Source organism: Desulfuromonas sp. KJ2020, assembly GCF_024197615.1.
GTDB lineage: Bacteria > Desulfobacterota > Desulfuromonadia > Desulfuromonadales > SZUA-540 > SZUA-540.
In genome coordinates this window covers 1,234,686-1,259,805 of sequence record NZ_JAKUKE010000003.1, presented here as the reverse complement: position 1 = coordinate 1,259,805, position 25,120 = coordinate 1,234,686, and the positions used below count along the sequence as shown (strand labels likewise).

20 protein-coding genes are annotated in these 25,120 nt (G+C 55.9%); 10 read left to right on the top strand and 10 right to left on the bottom strand.

Annotated elements, in window-relative coordinates:
• Positions 1–18 precede the first annotated feature (18 nt).
• From MJO47_RS14210 to xseA, 3 genes are all read right to left on the bottom strand, one after another.
• Positions 19–909, bottom strand: coding sequence for a polyprenyl synthetase family protein (locus MJO47_RS14210; RefSeq protein ID WP_253961772.1), 891 nt, complete (start codon positions 907–909; stop codon positions 19–21).
• A 20-nt stretch (positions 910–929) separates the two neighbouring features.
• Positions 930–1,160, bottom strand: coding sequence for an exodeoxyribonuclease VII small subunit (xseB, locus tag MJO47_RS14205; protein ID WP_253961771.1), 231 nt, complete (start codon positions 1,158–1,160; stop codon positions 930–932).
• 78 nt (positions 1,161–1,238) lie between these two features.
• A complete protein-coding gene (gene xseA, locus MJO47_RS14200) occupies positions 1,239–2,441 on the bottom strand; it encodes an exodeoxyribonuclease VII large subunit (RefSeq protein WP_253961904.1) in 1,203 nt (400 codons plus the stop codon).
• 86 nt (positions 2,442–2,527) lie between these two features.
• Here xseA and MJO47_RS14195 point away from each other — a divergent pair, with 86 nt between their 5' ends.
• On the top strand, positions 2,528–3,913 hold the full coding sequence (locus MJO47_RS14195; protein ID WP_253961770.1) for a ParA family protein: 1,386 nt from the start codon (positions 2,528–2,530) through the stop codon (positions 3,911–3,913).
• A 30-nt stretch (positions 3,914–3,943) separates the two neighbouring features.
• Here MJO47_RS14195 and MJO47_RS14190 read toward each other — a convergent pair whose 3' ends face one another.
• From MJO47_RS14190 to ftsE, 5 genes are all read right to left on the bottom strand, one after another.
• Positions 3,944–5,101, bottom strand: a complete 1,158-nt coding sequence (locus MJO47_RS14190) for a divergent polysaccharide deacetylase family protein (RefSeq protein WP_253961769.1) — start codon at positions 5,099–5,101, stop codon at positions 3,944–3,946.
• A gap of 58 nt (positions 5,102–5,159) precedes the next feature.
• Entirely contained in the window at positions 5,160–6,479 is a 1,320-nt protein-coding gene (locus MJO47_RS14185) for a S41 family peptidase (protein ID WP_253961768.1), read from the bottom strand.
• A gap of 24 nt (positions 6,480–6,503) precedes the next feature.
• Positions 6,504–7,679 (bottom strand): murein hydrolase activator EnvC, encoded by a 1,176-nt coding sequence (locus tag MJO47_RS14180; RefSeq protein ID WP_253961767.1) that lies wholly within the window; start codon positions 7,677–7,679, stop codon positions 6,504–6,506.
• A complete protein-coding gene (gene ftsX, locus MJO47_RS14175) occupies positions 7,679–8,575 on the bottom strand; it encodes a permease-like cell division protein FtsX (protein ID WP_253961766.1) in 897 nt (298 codons plus the stop codon). Before ftsX ends, MJO47_RS14180 begins: the two co-directional genes overlap by 1 nt.
• A 63-nt stretch (positions 8,576–8,638) precedes the next feature.
• Positions 8,639–9,304 (bottom strand): cell division ATP-binding protein FtsE, encoded by a 666-nt coding sequence (gene ftsE, locus MJO47_RS14170; RefSeq protein ID WP_253961765.1) that lies wholly within the window; start codon positions 9,302–9,304, stop codon positions 8,639–8,641.
• A gap of 245 nt (positions 9,305–9,549) precedes the next feature.
• Between ftsE and MJO47_RS14165 the strand changes: the two genes are divergently transcribed.
• On the top strand, positions 9,550–10,839 hold the full coding sequence (locus MJO47_RS14165) for a solute carrier family 23 protein (protein ID WP_253961764.1): 1,290 nt from the start codon (positions 9,550–9,552) through the stop codon (positions 10,837–10,839).
• A 12-nt stretch (positions 10,840–10,851) separates the two neighbouring features.
• On the opposite strand, the gene MJO47_RS14160 is transcribed toward MJO47_RS14165, so the two are convergent.
• Together MJO47_RS14160 and MJO47_RS14155 are read right to left on the bottom strand one after the other, a co-directional pair.
• Positions 10,852–12,498, bottom strand: coding sequence for a PAS domain S-box protein (locus MJO47_RS14160; RefSeq protein ID WP_253961763.1), 1,647 nt, complete (start codon positions 12,496–12,498; stop codon positions 10,852–10,854).
• 48 nt (positions 12,499–12,546) lie between these two features.
• The gene (locus MJO47_RS14155) at positions 12,547–13,347 is read right to left on the bottom strand and encodes a cytochrome C (protein WP_253961762.1); all 801 of its coding nucleotides are present in this window, start codon (positions 13,345–13,347) and stop codon (positions 12,547–12,549) included.
• 632 nt (positions 13,348–13,979) lie between these two features.
• On the opposite strand from MJO47_RS14155, the gene MJO47_RS14150 reads away from it, so the two are divergent.
• The 8 genes from MJO47_RS14150 to MJO47_RS14115 all read left to right on the top strand — a co-directional run bounded on the left by MJO47_RS14150 (position 13,980) and on the right by MJO47_RS14115 (position 24,914).
• A complete protein-coding gene (locus MJO47_RS14150) occupies positions 13,980–15,494 on the top strand; it encodes a sigma-54 dependent transcriptional regulator (RefSeq protein ID WP_253961761.1) in 1,515 nt (504 codons plus the stop codon).
• 64 nt (positions 15,495–15,558) lie between these two features.
• Positions 15,559–16,914 carry a cytochrome c3 family protein gene (locus tag MJO47_RS14145; protein WP_253961760.1) on the top strand — a complete coding sequence of 452 codons (1,356 nt, stop codon included), beginning with the start codon at positions 15,559–15,561 and terminating at the stop codon, positions 16,912–16,914.
• A gap of 450 nt (positions 16,915–17,364) precedes the next feature.
• On the top strand, positions 17,365–18,057 hold the full coding sequence (locus MJO47_RS14140) for a cytochrome c3 family protein (RefSeq protein ID WP_253961759.1): 693 nt from the start codon (positions 17,365–17,367) through the stop codon (positions 18,055–18,057).
• 260 nt (positions 18,058–18,317) lie between these two features.
• A complete protein-coding gene (locus tag MJO47_RS14135) occupies positions 18,318–19,502 on the top strand; it encodes a hypothetical protein (RefSeq protein ID WP_253961758.1) in 1,185 nt (394 codons plus the stop codon).
• Positions 19,503–19,529: 27 nt separating this feature from the next.
• Positions 19,530–20,117, top strand: a complete 588-nt coding sequence (locus MJO47_RS14130; protein WP_253961757.1) for a cytochrome c3 family protein — start codon at positions 19,530–19,532, stop codon at positions 20,115–20,117.
• A 107-nt stretch (positions 20,118–20,224) separates the two neighbouring features.
• Positions 20,225–22,186 carry a hypothetical protein gene (locus tag MJO47_RS14125; RefSeq protein ID WP_253961756.1) on the top strand — a complete coding sequence of 654 codons (1,962 nt, stop codon included), beginning with the start codon at positions 20,225–20,227 and terminating at the stop codon, positions 22,184–22,186.
• Positions 22,187–22,236: 50 nt separating this feature from the next.
• Positions 22,237–23,268: a 6-bladed beta-propeller gene (locus tag MJO47_RS14120; protein ID WP_253961755.1), complete on the top strand. Its 1,032-nt coding sequence runs from the start codon at positions 22,237–22,239 to the stop codon at positions 23,266–23,268.
• Positions 23,265–24,914: a cytochrome c3 family protein gene (locus MJO47_RS14115; protein ID WP_253961754.1), complete on the top strand. Its 1,650-nt coding sequence runs from the start codon at positions 23,265–23,267 to the stop codon at positions 24,912–24,914. The genes MJO47_RS14120 and MJO47_RS14115 overlap by 4 nt, the downstream gene beginning before the upstream one ends.
• Positions 24,915–25,120: the final 206 nt, after the last annotated feature.

Sequence of the window (25,120 nt, the reverse complement as noted above, 5' to 3'; positions counted from 1 at the left end):
AGTTTTCCTCATATATCGTTAGCTGGAGCGATCCACAATGTAGCGGGCAATCGCTCTTAACGGCTCAGCGCGATGATCGAACGAACCGAGGGCTTCAATAGCCAGGTCCTTGAGCTCTTGGGCCCGGCGTTGTGCTTCTTCCAGTCCCATGAGAGCAGGATAGGTTGCTTTGCCGCGGGCCTGATCACTGCCAACGTCCTTGCCGAGAACTTCCTGATCACCAATGACGTCGAGAATGTCATCGGCCACCTGAAAGGCCAGCCCGGCGGTTTCCCCGTAGCGGCTGAGGGCATCAAACTGGTCCTTGTTGCCCCCTCCCAGGAGGGCGCCGCACTGGAGGCAGGCGAGAATAAGAGCGCCGGTCTTGTGGGTATGGATATATTGCAGCGTGGGGAGGTCGATGTCGTGCCCCTCTGCTTCCATATCCACCACCTGTCCGCCTACCATTCCCATGGAACCGGCACATCGCGCCATGATGTTCAGGACCTGCAGCCGGGTTTCCGCCGAGATGTTTTCTGCACTCTCCGAGGCGGAGAGCAGGTTGAAGGCTTCCGTCAGCAGGGCATCGCCGGCCAGAATGGCGGTGGCCTCGCCAAAAACCTTGTGGTTGGTGGGGCGGCCGCGGCGGAAATCATCGTCGTCCATGGCGGGTAGATCGTCATGAATCAGGGAATAGGTGTGGATCATTTCCATGGCGCAGGCTGCCGGCAGGACGGTTTCGATAACGCCGCCCACCGCTTCACAGGCTGCAATCATCAGTATCGGGCGAACCCGTTTGCCGCCGGCAAAGACCGAGTAGCGCATTGCTTTGTGAAGTTGTGCCGGCAGGGTTTCTTCACCGGGAAGGTAGCGGGAAAGGGCCCCATCAACCCGCTCCTGATGAGTTTTCAGATAGGCTTTGAGATCCATGCGGACTCCGGTCTATAGAATTATTCTGTTTTGTCGAACGGTTCGGTGGAAAAGTTTCCTTCTTTGTCTTTCATGAGAAGTTCGACTTTGGTTTCCACGTCCTTGAGATATTTTTGGCACTGTTTGGCGCTGATCATGCCGGCCTCAAAACATTCGAGGGCCTCTTCGAGGGCGAGGTCGCCGTTTTCCAGGCGTTCCACCGCCTTCTCCAGATTTTTCAGGGCTTTTTCAAAAGAATCTTTTTTCGCCATTTTGCTCCCTCATAAATGGATAATTATCCCTGTGCTCTCGGGATGAGTCAAGGTTTTTCGGGCTTCTATGGAGGGCATTCATGGCAAAACCTTTTTAACCTGAACAACCGCACTTCCTTGACCAAAGCGGATTTTCAGCTGGTCTCCAGGCGCGAGTTCCCCGGCTCGGCGTACGATATCGCCCGTATCTTCCCGAAACGCGATGGCGTAGCCGCGCGTGAGGGTTTTCAGTGGGGAAAGAGTATCCAACCGCGCGACCGTAGCGCCCAAATGACTGCCGGCTGTTTCCAGTCTTCGGGCCATGGCCCTAGTCAGGCGAAGGCTGAGATTCTCCTGTTGTTGCTTCATCATTGCCAGGGACTGGGCCGGCGATCGCAAGCGCCTGGCCAGTCCATCGAGACGTTCCTGCATGAGGTGAAGCCGACCGCCCATCTGACTGGCCAGTCGCAGAATCAGATGGTCAACATGACCTTCCAGTTCCTGCCGGTTCTTGACGACCAACTCCGCCGCGGCGCTGGGAGTCGGCGCGCGCAGGTCGGCGACAAAGTCGGCGATGGTCACGTCAACTTCGTGACCGACGGCGGAAATGACGGGAATTTTCGAGGCATGAATGGCCCGGGCCACTTTCTCCTCGTTAAAGGCCCAGAGATCTTCCAGGGAACCACCCCCGCGGCCGACAATAAGAACATCGGCAGTTCCCTGGCGGTTCAGGTCGGCGATGGCTTCGGCGATTTCTCCGGCGGCCTCTTCTCCCTGCACGCGAACGGGCCGGAGTAGAACGCGCAAGCCGACGCTGCGGCGGCGCAAAACGGTGAGGATGTCATGGATGGCTGCCCCGGTAGCCGAAGTGACAATACCGATAGTCTGTGGAAAGGAGGGGAGGGGGCGTTTGTGTTGACTGTCGAAAAGTCCTTCCTCCATGAGTTTATGTTTCAACTGTTCGAAGGCCAGCTGGAGGTTGCCGAATCCTCTGGCTTCCATGGCTTCGACGATCAGCTGCAGGTCCCCCCGCTGAGTGTAAAGGGAGATTCGTCCGCAGCAGAGAACCCGACTGCCGTTTTCCGGCCGAAATATCAGCGCTCTTGCCTGGGCGCGGAACATGATGCAACGGATTTGGGCATTTTCGTCTTTAAGGGAGAAATACCAGTGTCCCGAGGAGGCCGGCGTAAAGTTGGATATCTCCCCTTCAACCCAGACTTGGACAAAGTTGTCCTCAACAGTCTCTTTAAGCAAGGCGTTAAGGCGGCTGACAGTCAGGATCTTTTCCGAGTGAGGCAACATGCTCATAACAATATCTTGGGGTTAGAAGTTGACAAGTTGTGGTTTATACCCTATATGTAGGGTCTCAAAAACAGGAGATGAGCCGATTGACAAATCAGCCCTACATTGTAACCGTATCCAGCGAAAAGGGGGGAGTGGGCAAAACCACCCTGGCTACCAACCTGGCAGTTTATCTCAAGGCCCTCAATGAGGATCTGCCCGTCACCCTTTTCAGTTTTGACAATCATTTTTCCGTCGATCAGATGTTTCGCATCGGCCGTACCCACGGCGAGGGGGAGGTGGCCGATCTCTTTTCCGATCGCCCCCTGCGGGAAATTGTTGAACTCGGCGAGTACGGGGTCCAGTTCATCCCCTCCAGTCGCGATTTAAGCCGGTTGCGCAATCGGTTGGACCGGGTCGATATCCTAGGCCGCATTCTGGGCCGTTCCGGTCTGCAGGGGATCGTCATCATCGATACCCGACCCGATCTCGACGTGTTTACCCAAAACGCCCTGTTTGCCTCGGATCGCGTCATCGTGCCGGTAAAAGATGCGCCTTCCCTGGAGAATTGTCGCAACCTCTATGCCTTTTTCGACCGTCTGCAGTTGTCGCGGCGGGCGATTCGGGTTCTTCCCTGTCTGCTCGATTCGCGGGTTCACTACAGCGGCACCTTCAAAGATTCCTATCAACTTCTCAAGGGGTACGCCATCAATCGTGGTTACCGCTGTTTCGAAGGCTATATCGCTAAAAGTCCCAAGGTGGAATCGCTCAACACCAATCCGGAAGGTCGCGTCTATCCCATATTGACCCATGGCCGCAACACCGATGTTCACCTGCAGTTTGCCCATCTCGCCCGCCAGGTATATCTGGGGGCCCAGGAGGATGACCAACGTCGGCTGGCAGAGATCATGACGGCAACTCAGGCTGAGTCTACGCGCAACGAGGCGGCCTATCGGGAACGCTGCTCTCGAGTCCACCCGACCTGCCTTGTTTGCGGAAGACCTCTACGCACTGACGGGGGCGTGAGCGAGGCCGGCTACTTTGCCGAAACCTCCGACGGTCGGGTTCTCGGTTTCATGGATGACGACTGCTTCAACCAACTGGCGTTGACCCACTTCCATGGTGTCGCACCGACGGCGACCGCCGAAGACACCCTGAAGGGCTTTTTCCGGGAGTCGGCGGCGCAGGCCTATTTCGTTCTTCACCGCAAGCCGGGGACGAGCGGTTTCTTTCGGCAGGAACTGTCATTCTACCGCTTCGATCGGCAGGGGCTCGAAGTCTCCCACAAATCCATCCCCTTGGATTCTTTGCCAAGATCAGCCGATCTGCAGCAGCTTCTCTCTAACACGATCGCTTCGGCGGATGGACGACTCGGCGAAGAGTTTCTGCTGATCCGCAAAGTACACAGCGATACCCCGGAAGAAATCCTGACCACCGGCGAATATGCCGCTTTGCAGACCGCCGCTGAAAAGATTCGCCGTCAACTTCCCTGATATTCCCTCCACTGAATGTACGCAGTCGCCCTAAGACCTGAGCAATTGTGAAACGGGCACCACGGTGACGCCGTATTCCTGGAAAATTTTGACCGACTGCCGCAAAGCTTCCAGTGTTTCTGGGTGCGGATGGCAGATACCGACGGCGGTGCCCTGTCTTTGTGCCAGAGCGGCCAGCTTACGGATTTCGGCCAGAATGCGTGATGCGACCTGCACATTATCGAGAAAGACATCCCTTTCAACGGAAGGTATGCCCATCTTGACCGCTTCGGCATAGGCGACGGAGCGTGGCGTGGTAAGGCTGTCCACAAAAAACAAGCCATCGTCTTTCATCAGAGTGAGAACGGTGCGCATCCCGTCGCGCTCTTCGGTAAAACGGGAACCCATATGGTTGTTGCCGCCGGTGGCATGGGGTACTCGTTGTCGATAGGCCTCAAACCTGCGCCTGATCTCGTCCCGATCGAGGTTGACGAAAAGAGCCTGGGGGCCAGGATTTTTGTCAGGATATCCCTGGGGCTCCATGGGGATGTGAATAAGAATTTCCCGCCCCTGCTGATAAAGCAACTCGTCGATCTCAAAAGCTTTGTGACTGAAAGGGAGAATGGCCACGTTGAGAGGCAGATCGATGTCGAGAATTTCCCGCGCCGTGGCCAGGTCGCGACCGACGTCGTCGATGATAATGGCGACGCGGGGCCCCGGCGGGGCGTCCGGGGGAACTGACGGCTCCGGTGGATATTCGATGCCAAAGAGAAGCCGTCCATTCCACAGGATGACAATCGTTCTTTGGGTCGGATGATTCTGTACTTCGATATTTCCGGAGAGTCGTTTGAGCCGTTTTTGCAGTGTATCGAGTGCCGCCGTTTCGGGATAGGCTCCCTCTACCGTCAATGAGGCGCCTGGCGCCAGGTCTTTCAGCGCCTGCGTTGGCAGCTTGACGCCAGCGCGAAGCAAGGCGCTCTCGACTTCGATCCGGATGTCCTCCACCAGAACTTCGGTCAGTATTGAAGGATCTTTGGTCGCAGCGGGTGGCGGGGTTTTCTTCTCCAGCATCCGCGGCAGGAGGGTGAGGGCCAACAACAGGCAGACCACGGCCGCAAAAGCCGCTAGAGCCAGCCAAGGCCAGGTGGCCTGCTGGCGCTTCTTTTTGCGTTTGGTTTTTTTTGAAGGCGTTTTTTTCTGTTTGGCCATAGGTATAATGAAAAAGGGGGATGGCAGCATCCCCCTCTGGTTCGATGGTTGATGTGAATCAGGCCGCCGGTTGGTGCAGTGTGCTGAAGACCTGCCAGCCACGCAGGAGGTCTAAAGCCCGCATGAGCTGGTAGTCTTTCATGTCATCGGCGCTCAATGGAAACCTCTGGGCACTGGCCCCCTTTTTTCTGGCGGGTGTGGAGTCGGTCGTCTCAAAATGGTTTTTCAGATCCTTCTCGCTGAAGGCGTGAGAGGACTGGATTTCTTTGACCTCCATTTCAGGCACCACAATATCCGGGGTGATGCCCAGGGCCTGAATGGATCGACCGCTGGGTGTGTAGTAATAGGCTGTGGTCAGTCGCAGACCCGAATCGTCGCTCAAGGGGATGATCGTCTGTACGGAGCCCTTGCCGAAGCTCTGGGTTCCCATGATGACGGCGCGGCCATGGTCCTGCAGAGCACCAGCGACGATTTCCGAGGCGCTCGCACTGCCGTTATTGATGAGCACGACCGTAGGCGTGTAGGGCATGGTGTTGTCGGGGTGAGCCTCGAATTTCATCTGGCTGTCGTTTTCGCGCCCCCCTGTGTAAACAATAAGACCGGATGACAAAAAGAGATCAGAGACGTTGACCGCCTGGTCGAGCAGCCCTCCCGGATTGTTGCGGAGGTCGATCACCAGCCCTTCAAGAGCATCGCCGTTTTCCGCCATAAGATTCTCAAGGGCTTTGGTCAGGTCTGAATCCGTACGTTCCTGGAACTGGGAAATACGCACATAGCCAAAGCCGTCGACCAGAGTTCGCGACTTCACGCTTTTGGTCTTGATGATTTCTCGCTCCAGCGTGAACGCTTTCGGATTTTCAAATCCTTCGCGCATAATGGTAATGGTTATTTTGCTCCCCTTGGGGCCCCGCATCAGCTTGACGGCCTCCATGATACTCAGGTCCTTGGTGAAGCGATCTTCGATTTTGATGATCTGGTCGCCTGCCATTAACCCGGCCCGGTAGGCGGGGGTGTCTTCAATCGGAGCCACGATGGTCAGAACACTGTCCCGGATGGCGATTTCAATGCCCAGACCGCCAAATTCACCCCGGGTATCGATCTTCATTTCCTTATACATGTCCGGTGGCATGAAGGCGGAATGGGGATCAAGAGAATTGAGCATGCCGTTGATGGCCCCGTAGATCAGTTCCTTGGTATCCGGTTCTTCCACGTAATTTTTGCGGATGATGGACAGCACATCCGTGAAAAGTTCCATGTTTTCATATTGCGCGCGAACTTCGGACGGGCTGGTGGGGGTCGACGCCCCCGTTGAAATCCATCCCAGCAGAACAAGGGCCATGACGAGGATGAGGATCGTTGACCGCCTGGCTTTGTGCATCGGTTTTCCTCCATCTGTGGTTGTCTACTTTGGAACGAGCCACTTTGTCGGGTCGAGGGGGGTTCGTCCTTCACGGACTTCGAAATAGAGATTCTCTTTCCCCTCATAGCCCGAGAGAGCGATCTGTTCCCCTGCCGCGACGGCGTCTCCCACCTTTTTCAAAAGCCTCGAGGTTTGGGCGTAAAGGGTATAGAAGCTGTCGCCGTGGTCCAGAATGAGAAGATTGCCATACCCCTTGAACCAGCTGGCGAAGATGACTTTTCCGGGAGCGACGGCTGAAACCGGCTGATCGACCCCCACGCTGATTTCCAGGCCATGACTGTCGTACTCGGTGCCGAGCTCAGGATGGCGGCCCAAGCCGAAGCCGATGCTGATTTTCCCGGCGGCAGGCCAGGGCAAGTGCCCCTTCCGGGCGGCGAAAAGGCCTGATTTCTGACTATACCCGCGCGGCTTTTCCGATTCAAGTTTTTTGACAAGATCGCTCAGACGCTGAGCTTTTTCTTTTAATTCAGCCAGTTCCAGAGCGAGGGAGTCGCGATCACTGCGTACCTGCCCCAGCAGCCGGCTTTTGAGCTTACGAGCCTGGGCGATGTTGGTTTCTTCGCCGGCCAGGGCGGTCAACGCTTCTTTTTGTTCTCTCTGCAGTTTTTCCAGTTGGATTCGGGCCTTTTCCAGGTTAGCCAGGTTGCTGCGGTAGTCATGGAGAAGCTGCCGATCCTTTTCCACGATGCGCCCGAGAAAATCATACTCTTCGGCGATTTTTGCCGGTGGAATGCCGGCGAAAAGGATACGAATAAAATTGGCGTCGGCGCCTTTGTAAAGGGCGACCAGGCGCTTTTCGACCTGTCCTTCAAGGCGGCCGATGGAGACTTTCGTCTGCTGGATGTCTTCTTCCTTTTCGGCCTCTTCCTCTTTCAGCTGCTCCAGCCTTTTGCTCAGGCCTGCTTTGCGTCGATCAATTTTACGCAGTTCTTTTTCGACCGTCTCCAGGTCTCTGCGTAAAGAGGCTTCGTCCGACTTTTTCCGATCCAGGTCCTTGGCCGTTTGCTCAATGCGCTGCTGGATGGCCTCCAGCGTCTGTCGACTCTTTTCCAGCTCTTCGCGGGGTGAGGCCAAAACGGTGGTGGCCAGAAACAGGCTGACGACACAACCCAGAATCCCGAGCAGGTAAAGCCATCTTGGAGAAGGGACGTTAGCCATCAGATCCGGACAAGCTTTCGCAGCGAGAGCAGGCTCCCAAGAAATCCCAGGGTAAGGCCGGCCAGAATCACGGCAAGACCGTAGTGGGAAGGGAGAAAGGTAATGGTGTTGACGCCGGTGGTCAGCAGCAAAGAGGATAATCCCTCTTTGAGAAAAACAAGGTAGAGCATGTATGAACCGGCCAGAGCGAGACAGCCGCCGATGGCGCCCTGAAAGGCCCCCTCCAGCAAAAAGGGCGCTTTGATGAAGAGGGGAGTGCCTCCCACCAGGGCCATCACCTCCAGTTCGTCACGGCGGGCGAAGAGGGTGAGACGTATGGTGTTGGAAACGATAAAGAGGGCGGCAAAAAGGAGAAAACCTCCGAGAAAAGCTCCGGCCATCTTGAGCAAGGCGACGAAGGCTTCAAATTTTTCCAGCCACTCCTGGCCATAGCGCAGGTCGGAAAAGCGGCTGTCCTGGCGCAGGTGCGAAATGACTTTGCCGATGCCGAGGCGATTTCGCTGATCTTCCTTCAGGGTGATTTCCAGCGAGGCTGGCAGGATGTCGGTCGCCAGTCCGTCCAACAGGCCGGCGTCCTGTCCCAGGCGGGTCTTGAAACGATTGTGGGCTTCAGCGGGAGAAACATAAGTGACAGCAGCGACCTCCGGCAGATTGCTGATCTCCGTCATCCAGACCTTGAGCTGGCCTTGGTCGGGAGTCTGGTCCAGGTAGGCTACAATCTGGACTTCTTTACTCCAGTGGGAGGTCAGTTTCTGCACATTGAGCACGACGATGGCAAAAAAAGCCAGAATAGTCAGGGAGACGGCGACCGTGGCAATGGCGGCGGTACACAAAAAGGGGCTTTGGCGCATGTTGCGCAGGGCCCGGAGTGGAAAATAGAGAAGACTTTCAAACAAGGTACAACTCCCTGTGGTGTTTCCTGGTGACCGGCAACGGTGACTGACCTCACCGGCCCCTCATCAGGGCTGGCGGTCCTCGACCACCCGTCCTTTGTCCAAAGAAATAACGCGGCGGGGAAACTGCCGGATCATCTCACGGTCGTGCGTGGCAATCAAAACGGTAGAGCCGCGGGCGTTTGCTCCCTTGAAAAGCGTCATGATATCGCGGGTGACTTCGGCATCGAGATTGCCTGTGGGTTCGTCAGCGATGAGAATGAGTGGATCGATGACCAGTGCGCGGGCAATGGCCACCCGCTGTTGTTCTCCGCCGGAGAGTTCGAGGGGGCGCCGCTGTAGTTTGTGCTCAAGACCAACGTGCTGCAGGGCCTGATAGACTTTTTTGCCGACTTCAAAACGTTTTTTTCCCTGAACTTCCAAGGGGAAAGCCACGTTTTCAAAGATTGTGCGGGTATTGAGAAGTTTGAAATCCTGAAAAACGATGCCGATTCGCCGTCGCATGTAGGGGATTTTTGCCGCCCCCATGCGGGTAAAGTTCTGGCCGTTCATCAGTATCTGCCCCCGGGACGGTTTTTCCGCCCCATAGAGGAGCTTGAGCAGAGTGGATTTGCCGGCCCCGGATGGCCCGGTGATATAGACAAACTCGCCTTTGCCCACTTTGAAGTTGACGTCTTCAAGGGCAGCAGCATCTTTCTGGTAGGATTTGCTGATATTAAAAAGCTGAAGCATGGCAGGTAGATACCCTGTTGTCGAATCGGCTGAAAAGAAGGATTCGTTTTGGTCGTCAAACGAAGGTGCAAGGGCTCTAGAAATACCATATCCGGCCGCGAATTTGAATGAAAATTCACGAAAGTCCCTCAGGGGCGAAGAGGACCGATACCGAAAAACCTTCATCATGGCCTATCGGGTGATCCTGTGATACAAGAGGGAGCGCGTCAAGATGACCGCAATTCATGAGAAAGAGGAGTGGAACCGTGAAGTTTAAACGAGGTCTTGATGAGAGGTTGCCCGCTGGCGAGCTTGTTCTGTATGGGCTGCAGTGGCTGGCAATTTCGTTGCCGGGGGTGGTTATCGTGGGCGGAATCGTCGGGCAACTGCAGTTTCCGGAGCAGACCGGTCAGATCATTTATCTGCAGAAGCTGTTCTTTATCACGGCTGTCACGCTTATCATCCAGCTCCTGTTCGGCCACCGGCTTCCGCTGGTCCTTGGCCCGGCAGCGGTGCTCCTTATCGGGGTGGTCGCCAGCCAGGGACATGACCTGCCGACAATCTACACTTCGGTCATGATTGGCGGCACGGTGCTGGCCCTGCTCAGTTTTTTTGGCCTCTTTCCCGTGCTGCAGCGGCTCTTCACGCCGCGGGTGGTGGCTCTTGTTCTGCTGCTCATCGCCTTTACCCTAGCCGCGCCTATCATGAACCTGCTTATCGGCAGCCAGTCGGGTGGCTCTCCCCTGTCCCGTCTTGTTTTCGCCATGGCCTTGCTTCTGGGCATGTTTCTTTTGCACCGCTGGCTGCGCGGTCCGAAAAAAGCCGTGCTGATCGTGGTGGCCATGGTGGTTGGGAGCCTGGCTTTTTACGCTCTTTTCCCCGACCTTTCCCCAGAGGCACAGGTCACCTTGCCCTGGATTGGGCATTTTGGCGTGAATATCACCTCGTCTTTGCGTCTGGATCCGGGGGTGCTGGTCTCTTTTCTCTGCTGCTATCTGGCCCTTGCCATCAATGACCTGGGATCCATCCAAAGCATCGGAGACGTGGTCAGGGCGCAAGGCATGGAGGGGAGGGTGCGCCGGGGGATTACGGTGACGGGGGTGGCCAACCTGTTGTCCGGCTGGCTCGGAGTAATCGGACCCGTGAACTTTTCTCTCAGCCCCGGGGTGGTGATGGCGACGGGCTGTGCGTCGCGATATGCCCTGCTGCCGACGGGGCTGGTGCTTTTGACGCTGGCTTTTTCGCCGGCGGCTCTGGTCTGGCTGGCGGCCATACCGGCCGTGGTGATGGGCTCTGTTTTGCTCTATATCCTGTGCGCCCAGGTGGCGGCAGGTATGCTGCTGGCTTTCGAAGCTCCCGGCGGTTTTCTTTTTGAGGATGGCCTGATCCTTGGCCTTCCCCTGCTGTTGGGAACCATCGTCGCTTTCCTACCGGAGGCGGCCCTGCTGTCCATGCATTCGGTGCTGCGGCCTATCCTTGGCAATGGCTTTGTGGTCGGGGTGGCCGCTGTCATGCTGCTCGAGCACGTCATCCTGCCGGAAACCGCCCGTCGTTAAGAGGGGCGAAAATCAGACGGAGGTTTCTCGGCCGGGATGGCTGATCGGCAAGGTGACAACCACCTCGGTCCCCTTTTCGCTGCTGTAGACATCGATGTCGCCATGATGTCGACGGGCAATGCCGTAGCAGACCGTCAACCCTAGGCCAGTTCTTTTGCCCGAAGACCAGGAGGTGAAGAAAGGGTCGAAAATGCGGCACAGGTTTTCCGTCGGGATGCCGCAGCCGTTGTCGCCGATGGAAAGGCGAACCATCGGGTCATCACTGCCAATATCTTTGATCACACTGCTTGCTATTCGAATTTCGCCGGTGCTTTTGTCGACGGCCAGGATGGCATTTCGCAACACGTTGGTCAGTAGGCGCTCAAGCTGCCAGGGGTCGGCGTCGATGCGGGGCAACTGGGGGGGGGGAGGCATCGTAATCCGGATGCTCTTGGCTTCAATTTCCGGCTCCAGGGCATGAAGGGCGCGGTTCAGAATGTGGCCGATGTCCGTTTTGAGAAAAACCGTCTTTTCCTGGTCGCAGAAGACATTCAGGTCATCGACGATCTTGACGCATCGGGTAGCTGCTTTTTCAATGGCCTCCAGCCACTGGGCGGCCTGGATGGTTTCCCGATCGTTAAGGAGGAGCTGCTTGCTCTCCCTGAGAACCTGAACGGCACAGAGAATACCACTGACAGGATTGTTCAATTCATGGGCTGTGCCATGGGCCATGCCCGTAATCGTCGCCATTTTTTCGGCTCGTATCAACTTAATCTGGGCGTCCTGCAGTTGCCGATCCTTTTCCGAGACCATGGACTCAAGCTGCCTGTTCAGATCGACGATCTGCGCCTCTTCGGCCTTGCGCACCGTGATGTCCCGCCAGATCAGATGAATGCCAGTCAGTTTATCGTCTTCCTTCTGAAAGCTGATGTTCCCCTCCACCGGAATTTTTCGCCCGTCCTTGGCTGTGAATACGGTCTCCACCAAACCCGGTTTTTGCCTGGCGGACAGGCGGGCAACCGTAGCCATGAATTTTTCACGGCAGGCCTGTTCGATAATATCGGTTATGTGCAGGCTGGCGATTTCCCGGTTGTCGTAGCCCAGATGACTTTCCCAGGCCGGGTTGCTGTAGAGAATGCGGCCGTCCGGTGATATCATCTGCACCATGTCGCTGACGTTTTCAAAAAGATCCCGGTAACGCTTTTCGCTCTCCTCCAGTTTGAGTTTGGTCGCCTTCAGGTCGGAAATGTCCAGAAAACTCTCGATGAGATGCTTTTTTCCGCCAATGCCGATGGTTGACACGGTTTTCAGGATGGGGATATTTTCCCCTTTGATGGTGAGCAGGCTGCGCTCCGAACCGTCCAGAGCATGATCCTTGTCGGTGATGGGGCATTCTCCCTCTTTGGCGGGACAGATGAAATTGTGGCAGATGTGCCCCAGGATTTTTTCACGATGGCTCCCGATCATTTCGAGCGCCTTCGGGTTGGCATCGATGATGCGGTGGCTTTCGGCCTCAATGACCAGGATACCCACCGGGACGCTGGAAAAAATCTTTTCCAGGCGCTCCTGGTTCTCTTCCATAATCCGGTGGGCGTAGTCCAGTCCGGGGTCATTGGCGAAGTTGTGGAGATAGGCGGTTTTTCCCGGTGCTCTCATCTCATCGGCTGAGTTTTTCATCATTCATTTCATCCCATCGTTACCAGCCATGTGCATGCACATCATAAAAAGTCAGATGCTCAGGTTATGAGCCTCATTGTGGCATTCCTGACAGCGGTCAAATTGATCGTGAATCGTCTTGGAGTGGGGCGTGCCGTGGCACCCGGTGCAATCCAGAATGCTGCCGTGCCTGGAAAGGTGGCAGGTCAGGCAATCCAGTCTGGTGTGGCGACTGGCGCTTTCGGCCAGACGAACCCTAATATCGCCGTGGCAGGAGCTGCATTCCGAAGCGGATACGGCTTGCCTGTATTCCAGTCTTGTCGGACTGTGGGCCTCATGACACCCCGTGCAGGACGATGACTTCATCTCCTCATCATGAGGGCGATGGCACTCGGTGCAGGCCGGTGGGGGGCCGTGCACCAGGTGACAGCCGGTGCAGCTGAGTTGGCTATGACCTGATGGATAAGTCTGCAAGGCGATTGACTCAGTTTCATGGCAGGTCAGACAGGGCGCGGTTATTTTTTCGGGGAAGGTCGTCTCAAGGGGACGATGGGGATTGGTGTGACAGGAGAGACACTGCTCCAGGGCGTAGTGAGGCTTGCCCGTGTGACAGAGTTGGCAGGCCGGGATGATTTCCATTTGCAGGGGAGGGTGCCCCTGATGGCAGTCGAGGCAGGTAATCTGGGTTTTGTGCGCCCCACCGGCCTCGGCAATATCCAGAGGAGCTGTTTTGTGGCAAAGCTGACAATGCTCCGAGTTTAAGGTCGGTACGTCGGTGTTTCCGGCTACGCAGACAGGCCCAAAAGCTTCCATGCCGAGAACCAAAAAGGCCAGCACCCAGAAAAAGCCGCGATGAGGGAAAGATGACGGCAATGGATTATCCTCTCTTTTAATGATGTTCTTAACTGGGGGCCGCCAGTAACGTCCGCAGATAATGTCCTGGCTTTTGCAGGGGCTGTGCCGTCTTGTGAGTTCATTTGTAACCTCTTAGAATTTCATGAGTTCGCCATGTTCACGGAAGATGAGTGATCCTTGCTGATGAGTGATTGACAGGCGAAATGCCCTAAAAAACGTGCAAATCCCCATCAGACATTCCCCCGGAAAAGGGTTTTCACAAGGTGAGATTAAAAATGAAAGGCTGTGAACGGGCAATATGATTGAATGAAAAGAGGCAAGGAGTATATCTGTGTATTCTTATATATTAAAAAATGGACTATTATTTAGCATTAAAGAGAACGATTGAAACAGGTGTTTGTCGATTGTGTTATTGTTGTGATATGATTTTTTCTCTGAATAGAGGCTTTTGGGCTCATTAGAAAATATTTGCTTGACAGTTTGGATCAATATCTCAAAATGGATAGGTGTTAAATACTTATATTGATTGCCATATATTTGCAAATTTGAATTACGAATTGTATTTTAATGGGGCAAGCTTCTTGTCGTTATCTTGCCTCGAATAAGGCTGTGTGCTGTAACGCCGACAGAAAGGTGAAGGTAGGATTCGCATGGCGAATAATCGGGTACTGGTCGTTGATGACGAACAATTGATCCGTTGGTCTCTAGGAACATCCCTGGGGAAAAGCGGTTATGAGACCGATACCGCCGGTACGGGGGAGGAGGCCCTCGCCAAACTGAATTCCTTTTCCCCGGATGTCGTGTTGCTGGATGTCTTTCTGCCTGATGCCAATGGGTTGGATTTGCTCAAGCAGATGAAGGCTCATGATCCCAGCCTGGCGGTCATTATCATTACGGCCAACTCGCATATGGACTCCGCCGTCGAAGCTTTAAAGCAAGGGGCGGAAGATTTCATCGGCAAGCCGTTCAATATTGCCGCCATCCATCAGACCATCGCTCAGGCTCTTGAAAAAAGAACCCTGAATATGCCGATCAACCCGCCCCAGCCCCAGTCTTCTCCCGAAGAAGACTACGACCGTCTGATCGGCACCGGCGCCAAGATGATGGAAGTCTTCAAGATGATCAAGGTCTGTGCCGAAGCGCAGTGCAAAACCGTGCTCATCCTAGGCGAAAGCGGCACCGGCAAAGAGCTCGTAGCCCGCGCCCTGCATCAGCACAGTCCCCGTCGTGACCGGCCCTTCATCGATATCAATTGTGCGGCTATCCCCGAGCATCTTCTCGAAAATGAACTCTTCGGTCATGAAAAAGGCGCCTTTACCAGCGCCGCCAACTCGGAAAAAGGCATTTTCGCCGCGGCGGATGGCGGCACGGTCTTTTTGGATGAAATTGGTGACATGCCTTTGGCCATGCAGGCCAAAATTCTTAAGGTCATCGAGAACAAACGCTATCGTCGGCTGGGTAGCAACCGGGACTCGGAAGTCGACGTTCGCATCATCGCTGCCACCAATCAGAACCTGTCGGCCATGGTGCAGGAAGGAACCTTCCGCGGCGATCTTTTTTTTCGCCTCAATGTCCTGAGCATTCAACTCCCGCCCTTGCGGGCGCGTCGGGAGAACATCGGACAGATCGCCTCCTATTTCATTGACAAGATCAATCGAAGCTACCATAAAAAAATCGAAGGACTGGCTCCGGAGGCGCTCGATTGTCTTAATCGCTACAATTGGCCCGGGAACTGTCGTGAGTTGCGCAATGTCATTGAACGCGCCATGATTATGGAACCGGGGCCGCTTTTGACCTCCCGTTTTTTTCCTCCTGAAGTCCAGGAAATATCCGATAATTTTACCGACGGCCAAGACCTGGAAGCCTCTGCCTCTTCCCGATCTTCAGCCATCATCCATGACTTTCCTGCCTCGATCCAGGCTGAAGAGACTGTTTTTGCCGATGATCCGAGCCTGCCTCGTGTCATTCTGCCCCCGGAAGGGATTTCCATCGAGGCCGTGGAAAAGGCTTACATCATGCAGGCGTTGACCCGTTACCGGGGCAATCAGACCCGAGCCGCCAAGTGTCTCGGCATGAGTCTCGACACCCTGCGCTACCGGCGTAAGAAGTTCGGGCTGGAAAACTATCCCAATGATGAGCAGGAGGCCTCTGTCTCGTCTGGCTAGCTGTTTTGACGCCGACTGCCGGTTGAATCCTTTCTTCTTGCCTCAAATCCTGTAAAGGACTGCCATGTGCCCACCCGTGTTCAGTGGCCGTTTAGCCCTTCTTCTGGTGTCTATCTTTCTCTTCTGGGGTGAATGGTCTGCGGCCCTGGCTCAGGACTGCCTCACCTCAGGCTGCCACGCCGGTATGCAAACACAGGATTCTCGCCATGCGCCGGTGCAGGGGGGGGAGTGTCTGTCCTGCCACCAAACCGAGGGCGCTTCTCATCCGCAGAAAGGGCGCCCGACGATCGTTCTTGTGGAGAGCGGGGCGAAGCTGTGCAGTCCGTGTCATGAGGAAATAGGTAAAAAGCGTATGGTCCACGCACCGGCCCAGGCGGGGGAGTGTACCGCCTGTCATGACCCGCACGGGGGAAGGCCAGCGCTGCTCAGCGTCGATAAGGGGGATGTACGCCTACTCTGTTTCGGCTGCCACGATAAGCAGGGTTTCGAGGGCCAGGTCATGCATGGCCCCGCCGCTGTCGGCGCCTGTCTCGAATGCCACAATCCCCATGAATCGAATACCGCTTCTCTTCTCAGGCAATCGCCGGTGCAAACCTGTACCCGCTGCCATGCCGACATGGCGGAGGGGCTTGAGCAATCTCCCATCGTTCATACGGCCGTGCGCGAATCCGAATGTACCACCTGCCACAACCCTCATGCCGCTTCCGTCAAAAAACTGCTGAAACAGGCGCAACCCGACCTGTGCCTCGGCTGCCACCCGGCTTTCGGCGACAAACTGACCAAATCATCTACCCGGCACGCGCCGCTTTATCGGGAGGAAAGTTGCGGTGCCTGTCATTCCACGCATTTTTCCGATTACCCGGCGCTGCTTCCCGCCCCGCAACAGGAGGTTTGTCTCTCCTGTCATGGCAAGGATGACAACCGGCGCTCCCGGCCCCTTAAAAACATGGCGCGTGAACTCGAGGGCAAATCGATGCTGCATGGGCCCGTGGCCGAAGGGGCCTGCGCCGCCTGTCACGATCCCCACGGCTCCGATTATTTCCGACTGCTGAAAAACGCCTATCCGGCAGGTTTCTACGCGCCTTTCAAGCCGGATACCTACGCCCTGTGCATGGACTGCCACGACAGCGACATGCTGCGATTCCCCGAGACCTCCATCTATACCGACTTCCGCAATGGCAAAAACAATCTCCATTACGTCCACGTCGCCGATCCCTGGAAGGGGCGCAGTTGCCGGGCCTGTCATGAGCCCCATGCCAGCAACCTGGAAAAACTGGTCAGCGAACAGGGGGCCGCTTTTGGCGACTGGCGCATTCCCACCCGTTTTGAGAAAACAGCGACAGGAGGCGGCTGCACGCCCGGCTGTCATCGCAGTCTCTTCTATGATCGTTACAATCCTGTGGATTACCAGAACCCCTGATCCCCCTACCTAAAGATACCGACTTTCACGACCCTGCTGTTGCGGGGTCTTTTTTTTTGTTTTTGACGGGTGGGGATATGGCCTTCAAGGTGGCCAAGGTGGGTAAATGGCAAGGCACCAGGTCATAAAAAGATAAGGAGCACCCCCTAGTCTATCCCGAGAGACACCCTGGGTATGGGGTGGGGTGTGCTTGGGGGGTGTTTTATAACATATTGAAAATATAAAGAAAAAAATGAATAAAATTTGAGATTGCCTCTTGGCATTGCCCTTGCTCAATGGAAAGACAGCAACACAAGATCATTTCTTCTTTGGGGGAGGAAATGGTCACTGCTCCGGATGGTCCCTGCACATGGGGTGTCTGCGGCCGAAGGGCAGGTGAGAAAAGAGCTGAACGTGGACAATGGAGGTTTTTACAAACGTATTTTTTAATGAATTCAAAGGAGATCCAAAATGAGCAAGATGAAGAAGTTGCTTATCGCTTTGTGCGCCGTCGCACTCTCTGCCACTGTTTCTTTTGCTGCCACGAATTCTTATACTCCCGGCAGCGGTATCGTTGGTTCGCCCCATGATATGACTATGCTGGACGATGTACCTGACGCTCAGGGCCGCGTCTGCGCCTATTGCCACACTCCTCACCATGCGGAAGACGCCAGTCTTTCCGATTACATGCCTCTGTGGACCAAACCGCTGACCCAGGAAGTCTTTATGCCTTATACCAGTGCGACTTTGGATGCGGTGGTCAGCCTCGATGTCGTGGATGGTCCTTCTCGTCTGTGCATGAGCTGTCATGACGGTGTCGTCGCCTATGACTCCTATTATGGCAAGGCGGGCAATGACGTCCTGGTCGGCGATTTCTACAATGAATACGCTGTCGGTACCGGTGGAATCCTCATGAACGACCATCCCATCGGCTTCAATTACCTCGATGTCGCCACGGCGGATAACGAGATCAACGATGCCGCCACGCCGTTCATGGGCAGCACCAAAGGTGTAACCATTGCCGATGTCCTTTGGGATGGAACCACCTTCACCTGCGCCAGCTGCCACGATGTTCATAACAGCGCCAACACCGTTATGGACGCCTACTTCCTCTATGCACCTCAGGCCGATTCGCAGATCTGCCGCAGCTGTCACGCCAAGTAAATTGCTGACTGCTGACTGCTGAAATGTGGGCCACTGGCTTTGGCCAGTGGCCCTTTCACGTTATTGCGCAGGTTCTGCCCGACGTTCCGGTAAAAGGCGTGAATTATTGTGCAAATGACGGCCTCGGGGTGTGGCTGGTCTTATTGAAGATATCGAAATTGGGAAAAATAAAGAGGGCATGATCGTCTATCCCCCGGGTATGAAGATTGCAGCCTTCATTCTCTTGATTTGGACCACACCATTATGGGAGGCAACGCTAAATGAGGAACAACGATGGCATGAAGGGAAAAATTCTCAGGGGGGTTGTTTTATGTTTTTGCATTCTAGGAGCCTTGACGGGATGTGCGGGCAAAACGACTGTATCTAAAGATCCGATCTTTTTTCCCCCCGAGCCCAATCCCCCGCGCATCCAGTTTCTACTGGGAATCAGGGATTCCCGCGATGTTGAGGCCAAGGAAGACGGTTTTTCTCTTTTCAGTGTCCAAAACGGCAACCAGAAAACTCAGGTTCGCACGCTGGTCAAACCCTATGGTGTGGCCGTCAACGGCACGACCCTCTATGTGTCGGACACCATGCAGCGTACTGTCGTGGTGATCGACCTGGAAGAAGGCCGTTTTGAACTGCTCAAGGGCAATTTCGGCCCCGGTTCCCTCAAAAAGCCGACCGGGATCGCCGTAGACCGCGAAGGACAGCTCTTTGTGGCCGATACCCAGCGGCGGCTGGTGCTGGCTTACGACGCTCTGGGCAATTTCGTCCGCAGCTATGGCGACGATCTGAAGATGAAACCGGTCGACGTCGCGGTTGATTCTCGTCAGGTCTATATCCTCGATTCGGAAAACCATAGTATTCGGGTGCTCGATCGGCAGAGCGGCAAGCAGAACAGTGAGTTCGGCAACACGGGCGAACCGGACAGCCGGTTCCGTCTGCCCATCAGCATGACCCTGGACGACCAGGGTAAGTTTTCCATCAGCAATGTACTTTCCGGCCGGATCCTCTCTTATGACCGGGATGGCAATTATCTGGGCGGCTTCGGCAAACTTGGCGATGGTTTCGGTCAGTTCAGTCGTCCCCGAGGGGTGGCGGCTGGGAAAGATGGGCGACTCTATGTCGTCGATGCCGCTTTTCAGAATGTGCAGATGTTCAACCGGGATTATCGCCTGTTGATGTTTTTCGGCGATCCCGGTCAGTCCAGAGGGTCTCTGAACATTCCCGCCGGCATCGCGGTGTCTTCCACGGGGCTCGACTACTTCCAGGCTCTGGCGGCCAAGGACTTCGAACTGAGTGAACTGATTGTTGTCGCCAATCAGGAAGGTCCGGCGAAGTTGTCCATTTATGGTTTGGGGCACATGCGCGGGGTGGATTATGACGCCTTCTATCGTCAGGCCGAGGAAGAGAGGCGCAAAGAGCAGCAGCGCCGCGAGAAAGAGGGAAGTCCCTCGAAGTAGTGGTGATTTCCTGGGCGGGATGAATCGATGGCGAGCAAACATGACAACCGCTGGACCTTGATTTTTTTTCTGACCGCTTCACTTTGCTGTCTCGGGATGCTCTGTGGCTGCGATCCGGTGACGCGGCACAAGGTCCTTTCGACGGTTTTTGATGGGGTGCCCGCTCCCCCCAATCCTGACGACATCTGTGCGGGTTATTTGGACGCGCAAAAAACAACCGCTGCTCAGGGGGAGGGGCAGGGCCCGGCTGCGACAGGGTCAAATCATAAACCCTACACGGAAAAGCGCTGCAACGATTGCCATGCCCAGAGCAAAACCGAGAACGGCGGGCTGATTCATCCCAGACAGGAACTCTGTTTTGTCTGCCACGACACCATCATTGCCGGAACCTTTGTCCATGGCCCGGTGGCTGTCGGTGATTGTCTTGCCTGCCATCTGCCCCATAGTTCGTCCAACCCTTTTCTCCTGCGGCAACAACCGGAAAAGATCTGTCAAAGCTGCCACCGGGAGGAACGACTGGCGGCCACCATGCATCAAAAGGTATCAGACCGGTCGATGGCCTGTGGCGACTGTCATGATCCTCATTCAGGGCAGGCCCGTTATTTCCTCCGCTGACGATCCTGCAGCGGCCATCACCTCCAAGCCCGGTTTTTTTCATGCCTTTGACACCACGACGACATTGCCTCCAGAAAAAATACCGGGTTTTCCGGAGAATTTGCGCTGTGGTCGTTCTGTTTCTGCTTCTGCCCCCGGGCGCTCTGGCCCAGCCCAGGGCGCTCTTTTTATTGGGTGATTTTCGCTCTTGGGGGGAGGCGGCCTATGAGCTCAATGGGTATTCCCGCAGTTCGTCGGGAAGCCGCACGTACAGTTCCGCCGATCACGAGCTGGAAGAATCCTATCATTTTGAAGGCCTTTACGGCCTGCTCGATCATCGCTGGTGGAGCGGGCGCTTTAGTGTGGATCTAGGGCTGGCCCAAACCTTCAGCCGCAGCGACGGGCGGGGGAATGATCGCGACTGGGAAGGGGTCCGGGGTGATTTTTATCTGGATGGTCGCCTGTTCGACAAATCCCCGGTGCCGGCCAGCTTTCTGACCAGCTACGCTCAGGAGCGGGTTCTGGTTCCTTTTGGCCGAGATTATGACCGCACGGTGACCAGCAACAGTGTCGGTCTTCAGCTGCATAACGATTATCTGCCGGCTAGCATTCTCTACCGGAGCAACGAAACGCAGACCGATGGGCTCTCCCTCGACCGTACTCAGACCGTGGAGGAAATGCGCTTCCAGGTCAGCCATCGTGTTTACAATCTCAGTCAAAGCGGCTTTTCCGCCAGTCGGATGAGAAATGCCACGACTTATGCCAACAGTCTGCCGGCCCTGGAAAGTGACAGTTACGAGGTGGCCGTCACGAATCAGCTCACCCTTGGAAATGTCGCCCGTCCCCACACGCTGGATTCGCGCTACCGCCTGAGCAGCGAAACCGGCAGCCGCCAGTCGCAACGTTCGCTGTGGGAAGAGCGTCTGCGCCTGGTACCAGGCAAGGCCCTGACGGTGACCGCCGCTCACACCCTGGACAGGGATGAGACCGAGGGGCAACGTCGGGACCGGCAGCGAGAAGAATTCAGTCTGGAGCATCGGTTGTTTTCCAGTTTGGTGACAAGGGTTCAGGCCGACCTGGAAAAGCGCCAATACAATAATGGCGAAGAGCAGACCCGCGGAGGGTCTTTAAACCTGAACTATACGAAACAACTGCCCGGCGATAGTCGTCTCGGCCTGAATCTGGGGCGGCGGGTCGCCATGACGGATCGCGATCTTGCCAGTAATGAACTGACGGTAGTCGCTGAAACGCTAATGGTTACAGATGGCCGCGACTTTCTGGAGCAGAACTTCATCGTGCCCTCAACGGTAAGGGTCTTCAGTGCTGACCGCCTTATCCTTTACCAGGAGGGGATCGATTTTGAACTAGAGGTGGTGGGAGCGCGCACCGAACTCCTTGTTCTTGACGGGGCCGCCATCCCCACTGGTACCGTTCTGTCCGTCGATTATTCCTATCGGGTGGATCCGAGTATCGATTACACCACGACCACGGACAACCTGAACGTCACCCTGAACACCTTGGGAAATACCTGGGAGATGAGATTTAATTATGGTCGCAGCCGGCAGGAGCCTGACGGCCCTGACCCCGGCTCCCTGTATTTGAGTAATACCCGCTTCACTTTGGTTGGCCTCGACCACAATTTCGACGGAGGCAGCGCCGGTGTTCACTATGAAGACATGCGCAGCGATTGGCAGAACCAGCAATCCATTGTCGGCAATCTCTTCCGCCGCCGCGACCTGTTCGCCGGTCAGTTGGCCATGCGTCTGAAAAATCAATATACGTTGACCGAGACCTTGCTGGCGAGTGCCGAGGGGGCGCCCGTCAGGCGGGATTCCCGGCGAAACGTCCTGAGTCTTTCCGCTGACTTTGGTCGCGTTGTTCATCGCAACGGCCGGCTCAATCTACGGGGGCTGGGCCGCGTCAGCCGGGGCGACGGTATCCACGAAGATAATTTGTCGGTGACGCTGGGATACCAGTACTGGTTAGGCCGCCTGGAGTTTCGCCTGCAGTCGGAGGTGGAGTGGACGTGGAGTGACGAGAGCCGCGAACGCAACGATTACCTGTATCTTTATGTGCGACGCTACTTTTGAGAGGTCATACGGATTTTATGGCTACAACTCTTTTCTGCAGACGCGCTTGCTTGAGATTGGTTCTTCTGGCGCTGGTCACCCTGGGGCTGAGCAGCTGTGCTCTCCGGCAGGAGCCTGAACTGTCGCCGCCGGAACGATTGGTGTGGCCCGGCGCGCCGCTGCCCCCCAGAATCCAATACCTGGCAGAAATTCGCTCATCCCTCGACGTCGTCGAACGGACAGGCTTTTGGCAGAAATTCAGGGATACTCTCTTCGGCCGGGAAGAGACAGGCTTTCGCCGGCCTTACGGGGTGTCTGTGACATCCGAAAATCAATTATGGGTTACCGACCCCGGGGCCGGACGACTCTATCGTATCGATGTGACAGCAAAAACCTTTACCGTGGTCGGAGAAGGGCAGGGGCTCCTTTCACCCATCGGCATCACCGCGGACGATACCGGGCGCCTCTATGTGACCGATTCGGAAAAAGGGGCTATCTATGTGCTGGCGGAAGAAGCAAGGATGCAGCCCCTCTTCTCCTTTGTGCTGCGCCGGCCGACTGGCATTGCCTTCAGCCCCCGCAATGGCTGGCTTTACGTATCGGAAACCGAAGCACACCAGGTGGTGGCTTTTGACCGTGCCGGCATCGAACAGCTGCGTTTTGGGGGGCGTGGGGACGCGCCGGGTCGCTTCAATTATCCGACGGATGTGTGGATTGCCGACGGGCGCCTCTACGTCACCGACGCTCTCAACAGCCGCATTCAGGTTTTTTCGCTCGAAGGACAGCTGATCACCTCCTTCGGTCGCGCGGGGGATACGGCCGGCAGCTTTGCCAAGCCCAAGGGGGTGGCCACGGACAGCGAAGGCCATATTTATGTCTGCGATGCCCTCTTTGACGCCGTGCAGATCTTTGATGGGGACGGCCGGCTTTTGCTGGCCTTTGGCGAAAGCGGTGACGGCCCGGGGCAGTTCTGGATGCCGGCGGGAATCCACATTGACGGTCAGGACCGGATTTACGTGGTCGATGCCTATAACCGCAGGGTCCAGATTTTTCAATACCTGAAAGAGCCTGTGGTCGAGAACCAGGAACGGAGGTCTCCGTGAAATCCTTCTATAGCCTGCTGACGCTACTGGCGATGCTGCTGACCCCCCAAACCGGGATGGCCGACATTCTGGCGACCAAGCACAATCTCTCGGTCAGCGGCCCGGGAACCATCAAGGCGACGACGGAAGACCGGGTCTGCGTTTTCTGTCATACCCCCCACCATGCCAGCGACGTCACCCCGCTCTGGAACAGGCAGATGAGCAGTGCCATCTACAACCTGTATGCCTCGACGACCCTGGTCTCCTCTCCCGGTCAGCCCACCGGAGGGGCACGACTCTGCCTGAGCTGTCACGACGGTACCATTGCCGTGGGGATGCTCTTCGGCAGGCCAGACCCAGTCCCGATGACAGGGGGGATCAGTTCGCTGCCTCCCGGTGGCAGCAATCTCGGCACCGATCTGGCCGATGACCATCCCATCTCTCTGGCCTATACGTCGTCCTTGGCCACCGAAAGAGGAGAGCTGGTCGATCCGGCCCTGCTGCCGGTGGAGATTCACCTTGAAGACGGGATGATGCTGCAGTGCACCGCCTGCCACAATCCGCATAAGGATCCCTACGGCATGTTTCTGGTCATGGACAATACTTACTCGGGATTGTGCACAAGCTGTCATGCGAAGACGGGATGGAGCGCCAGCAGCCACGCCACGGACGCTACCATGGCGGAGATGGGCTGCCAGAACTGCCATGCGTCCCATGGGGCTACCGGCTTCAGTCACCTTTTGCGGGGGACGACGGAAGAGAGCAACTGTCTGGCCAACTGTCACAATGGCGGCGGTTCCGGGGTCGATGTCCAGGGTGTTTTCAATAAGCTCTATGTTCATCCCGTTACCGCGACGGCCGGAATACACGACATCCGTGAAAACCCCGGAACCATGGGTAAGCATGTGGAGTGCCAGGACTGTCACAACGCCCACCAGCTTAACGCCCAGGATGCGCCCATGTCCGCGGCGCCAGACATCAGCGGCCGTCTGCAGGGGGTTCGCGGTGTCAGTGCCGCCGGGACGGTAGTCGAAGAAGCGGTGTATGAATACGAAGTCTGCTTCAAGTGCCACGCCGACAACCAGGTTGTTTACGCGGTGTCCGTTCCCCGCGTCATCCAGGAGAGTAACGAACGCTTGCGTTTCGATCTGGCCAATCCTTCTTATCACCCGGTGATCGGCTCAGGTAAAAATAGCCATGTGCCCAGCCTCAGGCCCGAGTGGAGCGAGGCGGACTCTATCTATTGCGTGGACTGCCATGCCAGTGACGACAGCCGTCGAGCAGGCGGGACAGGGGCCGATGGCCCGCACGGTTCTATCTACCCCCATCTGCTGCTGGCCCAATACGAACAGGACAGTTACCCCATGCCCTATGCCGCCAGCAACTACGCTCTTTGCTTTCGTTGCCACGATCCGGATGCGCTCTTTAATCCGGCTGTCTCGACCTTTGGCAACAGTCATGTCTCTCACGTCCAGGTCAAGCAGGTTCCCTGCTCGGCCTGTCACGATCCCCATGGTGTGCCTGCCGCCAGGGGTGCGACAGTTACGGCCAATGCCCACCTGATCAATTTCGATACTCGCTTTGTCGATCCCCTCACTGCCAGCTATGACTCTGTGGCGCGAACCTGCACGGTGAGTTGTCATGTGAGTAATCCCAAACTGTATTAAAAACAATTTTAATCATGGTGAAAAGCCACCTCCCTGCCAAGAGAGGTGGCTTTCTCATTGGGGATTTCCCCCTTTTTCGTGAGTGAATTAGGGGAAACCCTTCACTCATCCCTCATGGTGAAAAAAACAAATATAATTCAGCCTTTTTAAAAACAGATTAAGATCTCGGCAACTTGCGAAATAATCGTGGGATTTGGCAAATTGAA

Excerpts from the sequence above, each read along its gene's own strand:
- MJO47_RS14180 (WP_253961767.1), bottom strand. The coding sequence starts at position 7,679 with ATGGCTAACGTCCCTTCTCCAAGATGGCTTTACCTGCTCGGGATTCTG.
- MJO47_RS14210 (WP_253961772.1), bottom strand. The coding sequence starts at position 909 with ATGGATCTCAAAGCCTATCTGAAAACTCATCAGGAGCGGGTTGATGGG.
- MJO47_RS14185 (WP_253961768.1), bottom strand. The coding sequence starts at position 6,479 with ATGCACAAAGCCAGGCGGTCAACGATCCTCATCCTCGTCATGGCCCTT.
- ftsE (WP_253961765.1), bottom strand. The coding sequence starts at position 9,304 with ATGCTTCAGCTTTTTAATATCAGCAAATCCTACCAGAAAGATGCTGCT.
- xseA (WP_253961904.1), bottom strand. The coding sequence starts at position 2,441 with ATGTTGCCTCACTCGGAAAAGATCCTGACTGTCAGCCGCCTTAACGCC.
- MJO47_RS14190 (WP_253961769.1), bottom strand. The coding sequence starts at position 5,101 with ATGGCCAAACAGAAAAAAACGCCTTCAAAAAAAACCAAACGCAAAAAG.
- MJO47_RS14140 (WP_253961759.1), top strand. The coding sequence starts at position 17,365 with ATGAGCAAGATGAAGAAGTTGCTTATCGCTTTGTGCGCCGTCGCACTC.
- MJO47_RS14150 (WP_253961761.1), top strand. The coding sequence starts at position 13,980 with ATGGCGAATAATCGGGTACTGGTCGTTGATGACGAACAATTGATCCGT.
- MJO47_RS14160 (WP_253961763.1), bottom strand. The coding sequence starts at position 12,498 with ATGATGAAAAACTCAGCCGATGAGATGAGAGCACCGGGAAAAACCGCC.
- xseB (WP_253961771.1), bottom strand. The coding sequence starts at position 1,160 with ATGGCGAAAAAAGATTCTTTTGAAAAAGCCCTGAAAAATCTGGAGAAG.
- MJO47_RS14135 (WP_253961758.1), top strand. The coding sequence starts at position 18,318 with ATGAGGAACAACGATGGCATGAAGGGAAAAATTCTCAGGGGGGTTGTT.
- MJO47_RS14130 (WP_253961757.1), top strand. The coding sequence starts at position 19,530 with ATGGCGAGCAAACATGACAACCGCTGGACCTTGATTTTTTTTCTGACC.
- MJO47_RS14145 (WP_253961760.1), top strand. The coding sequence starts at position 15,559 with ATGTGCCCACCCGTGTTCAGTGGCCGTTTAGCCCTTCTTCTGGTGTCT.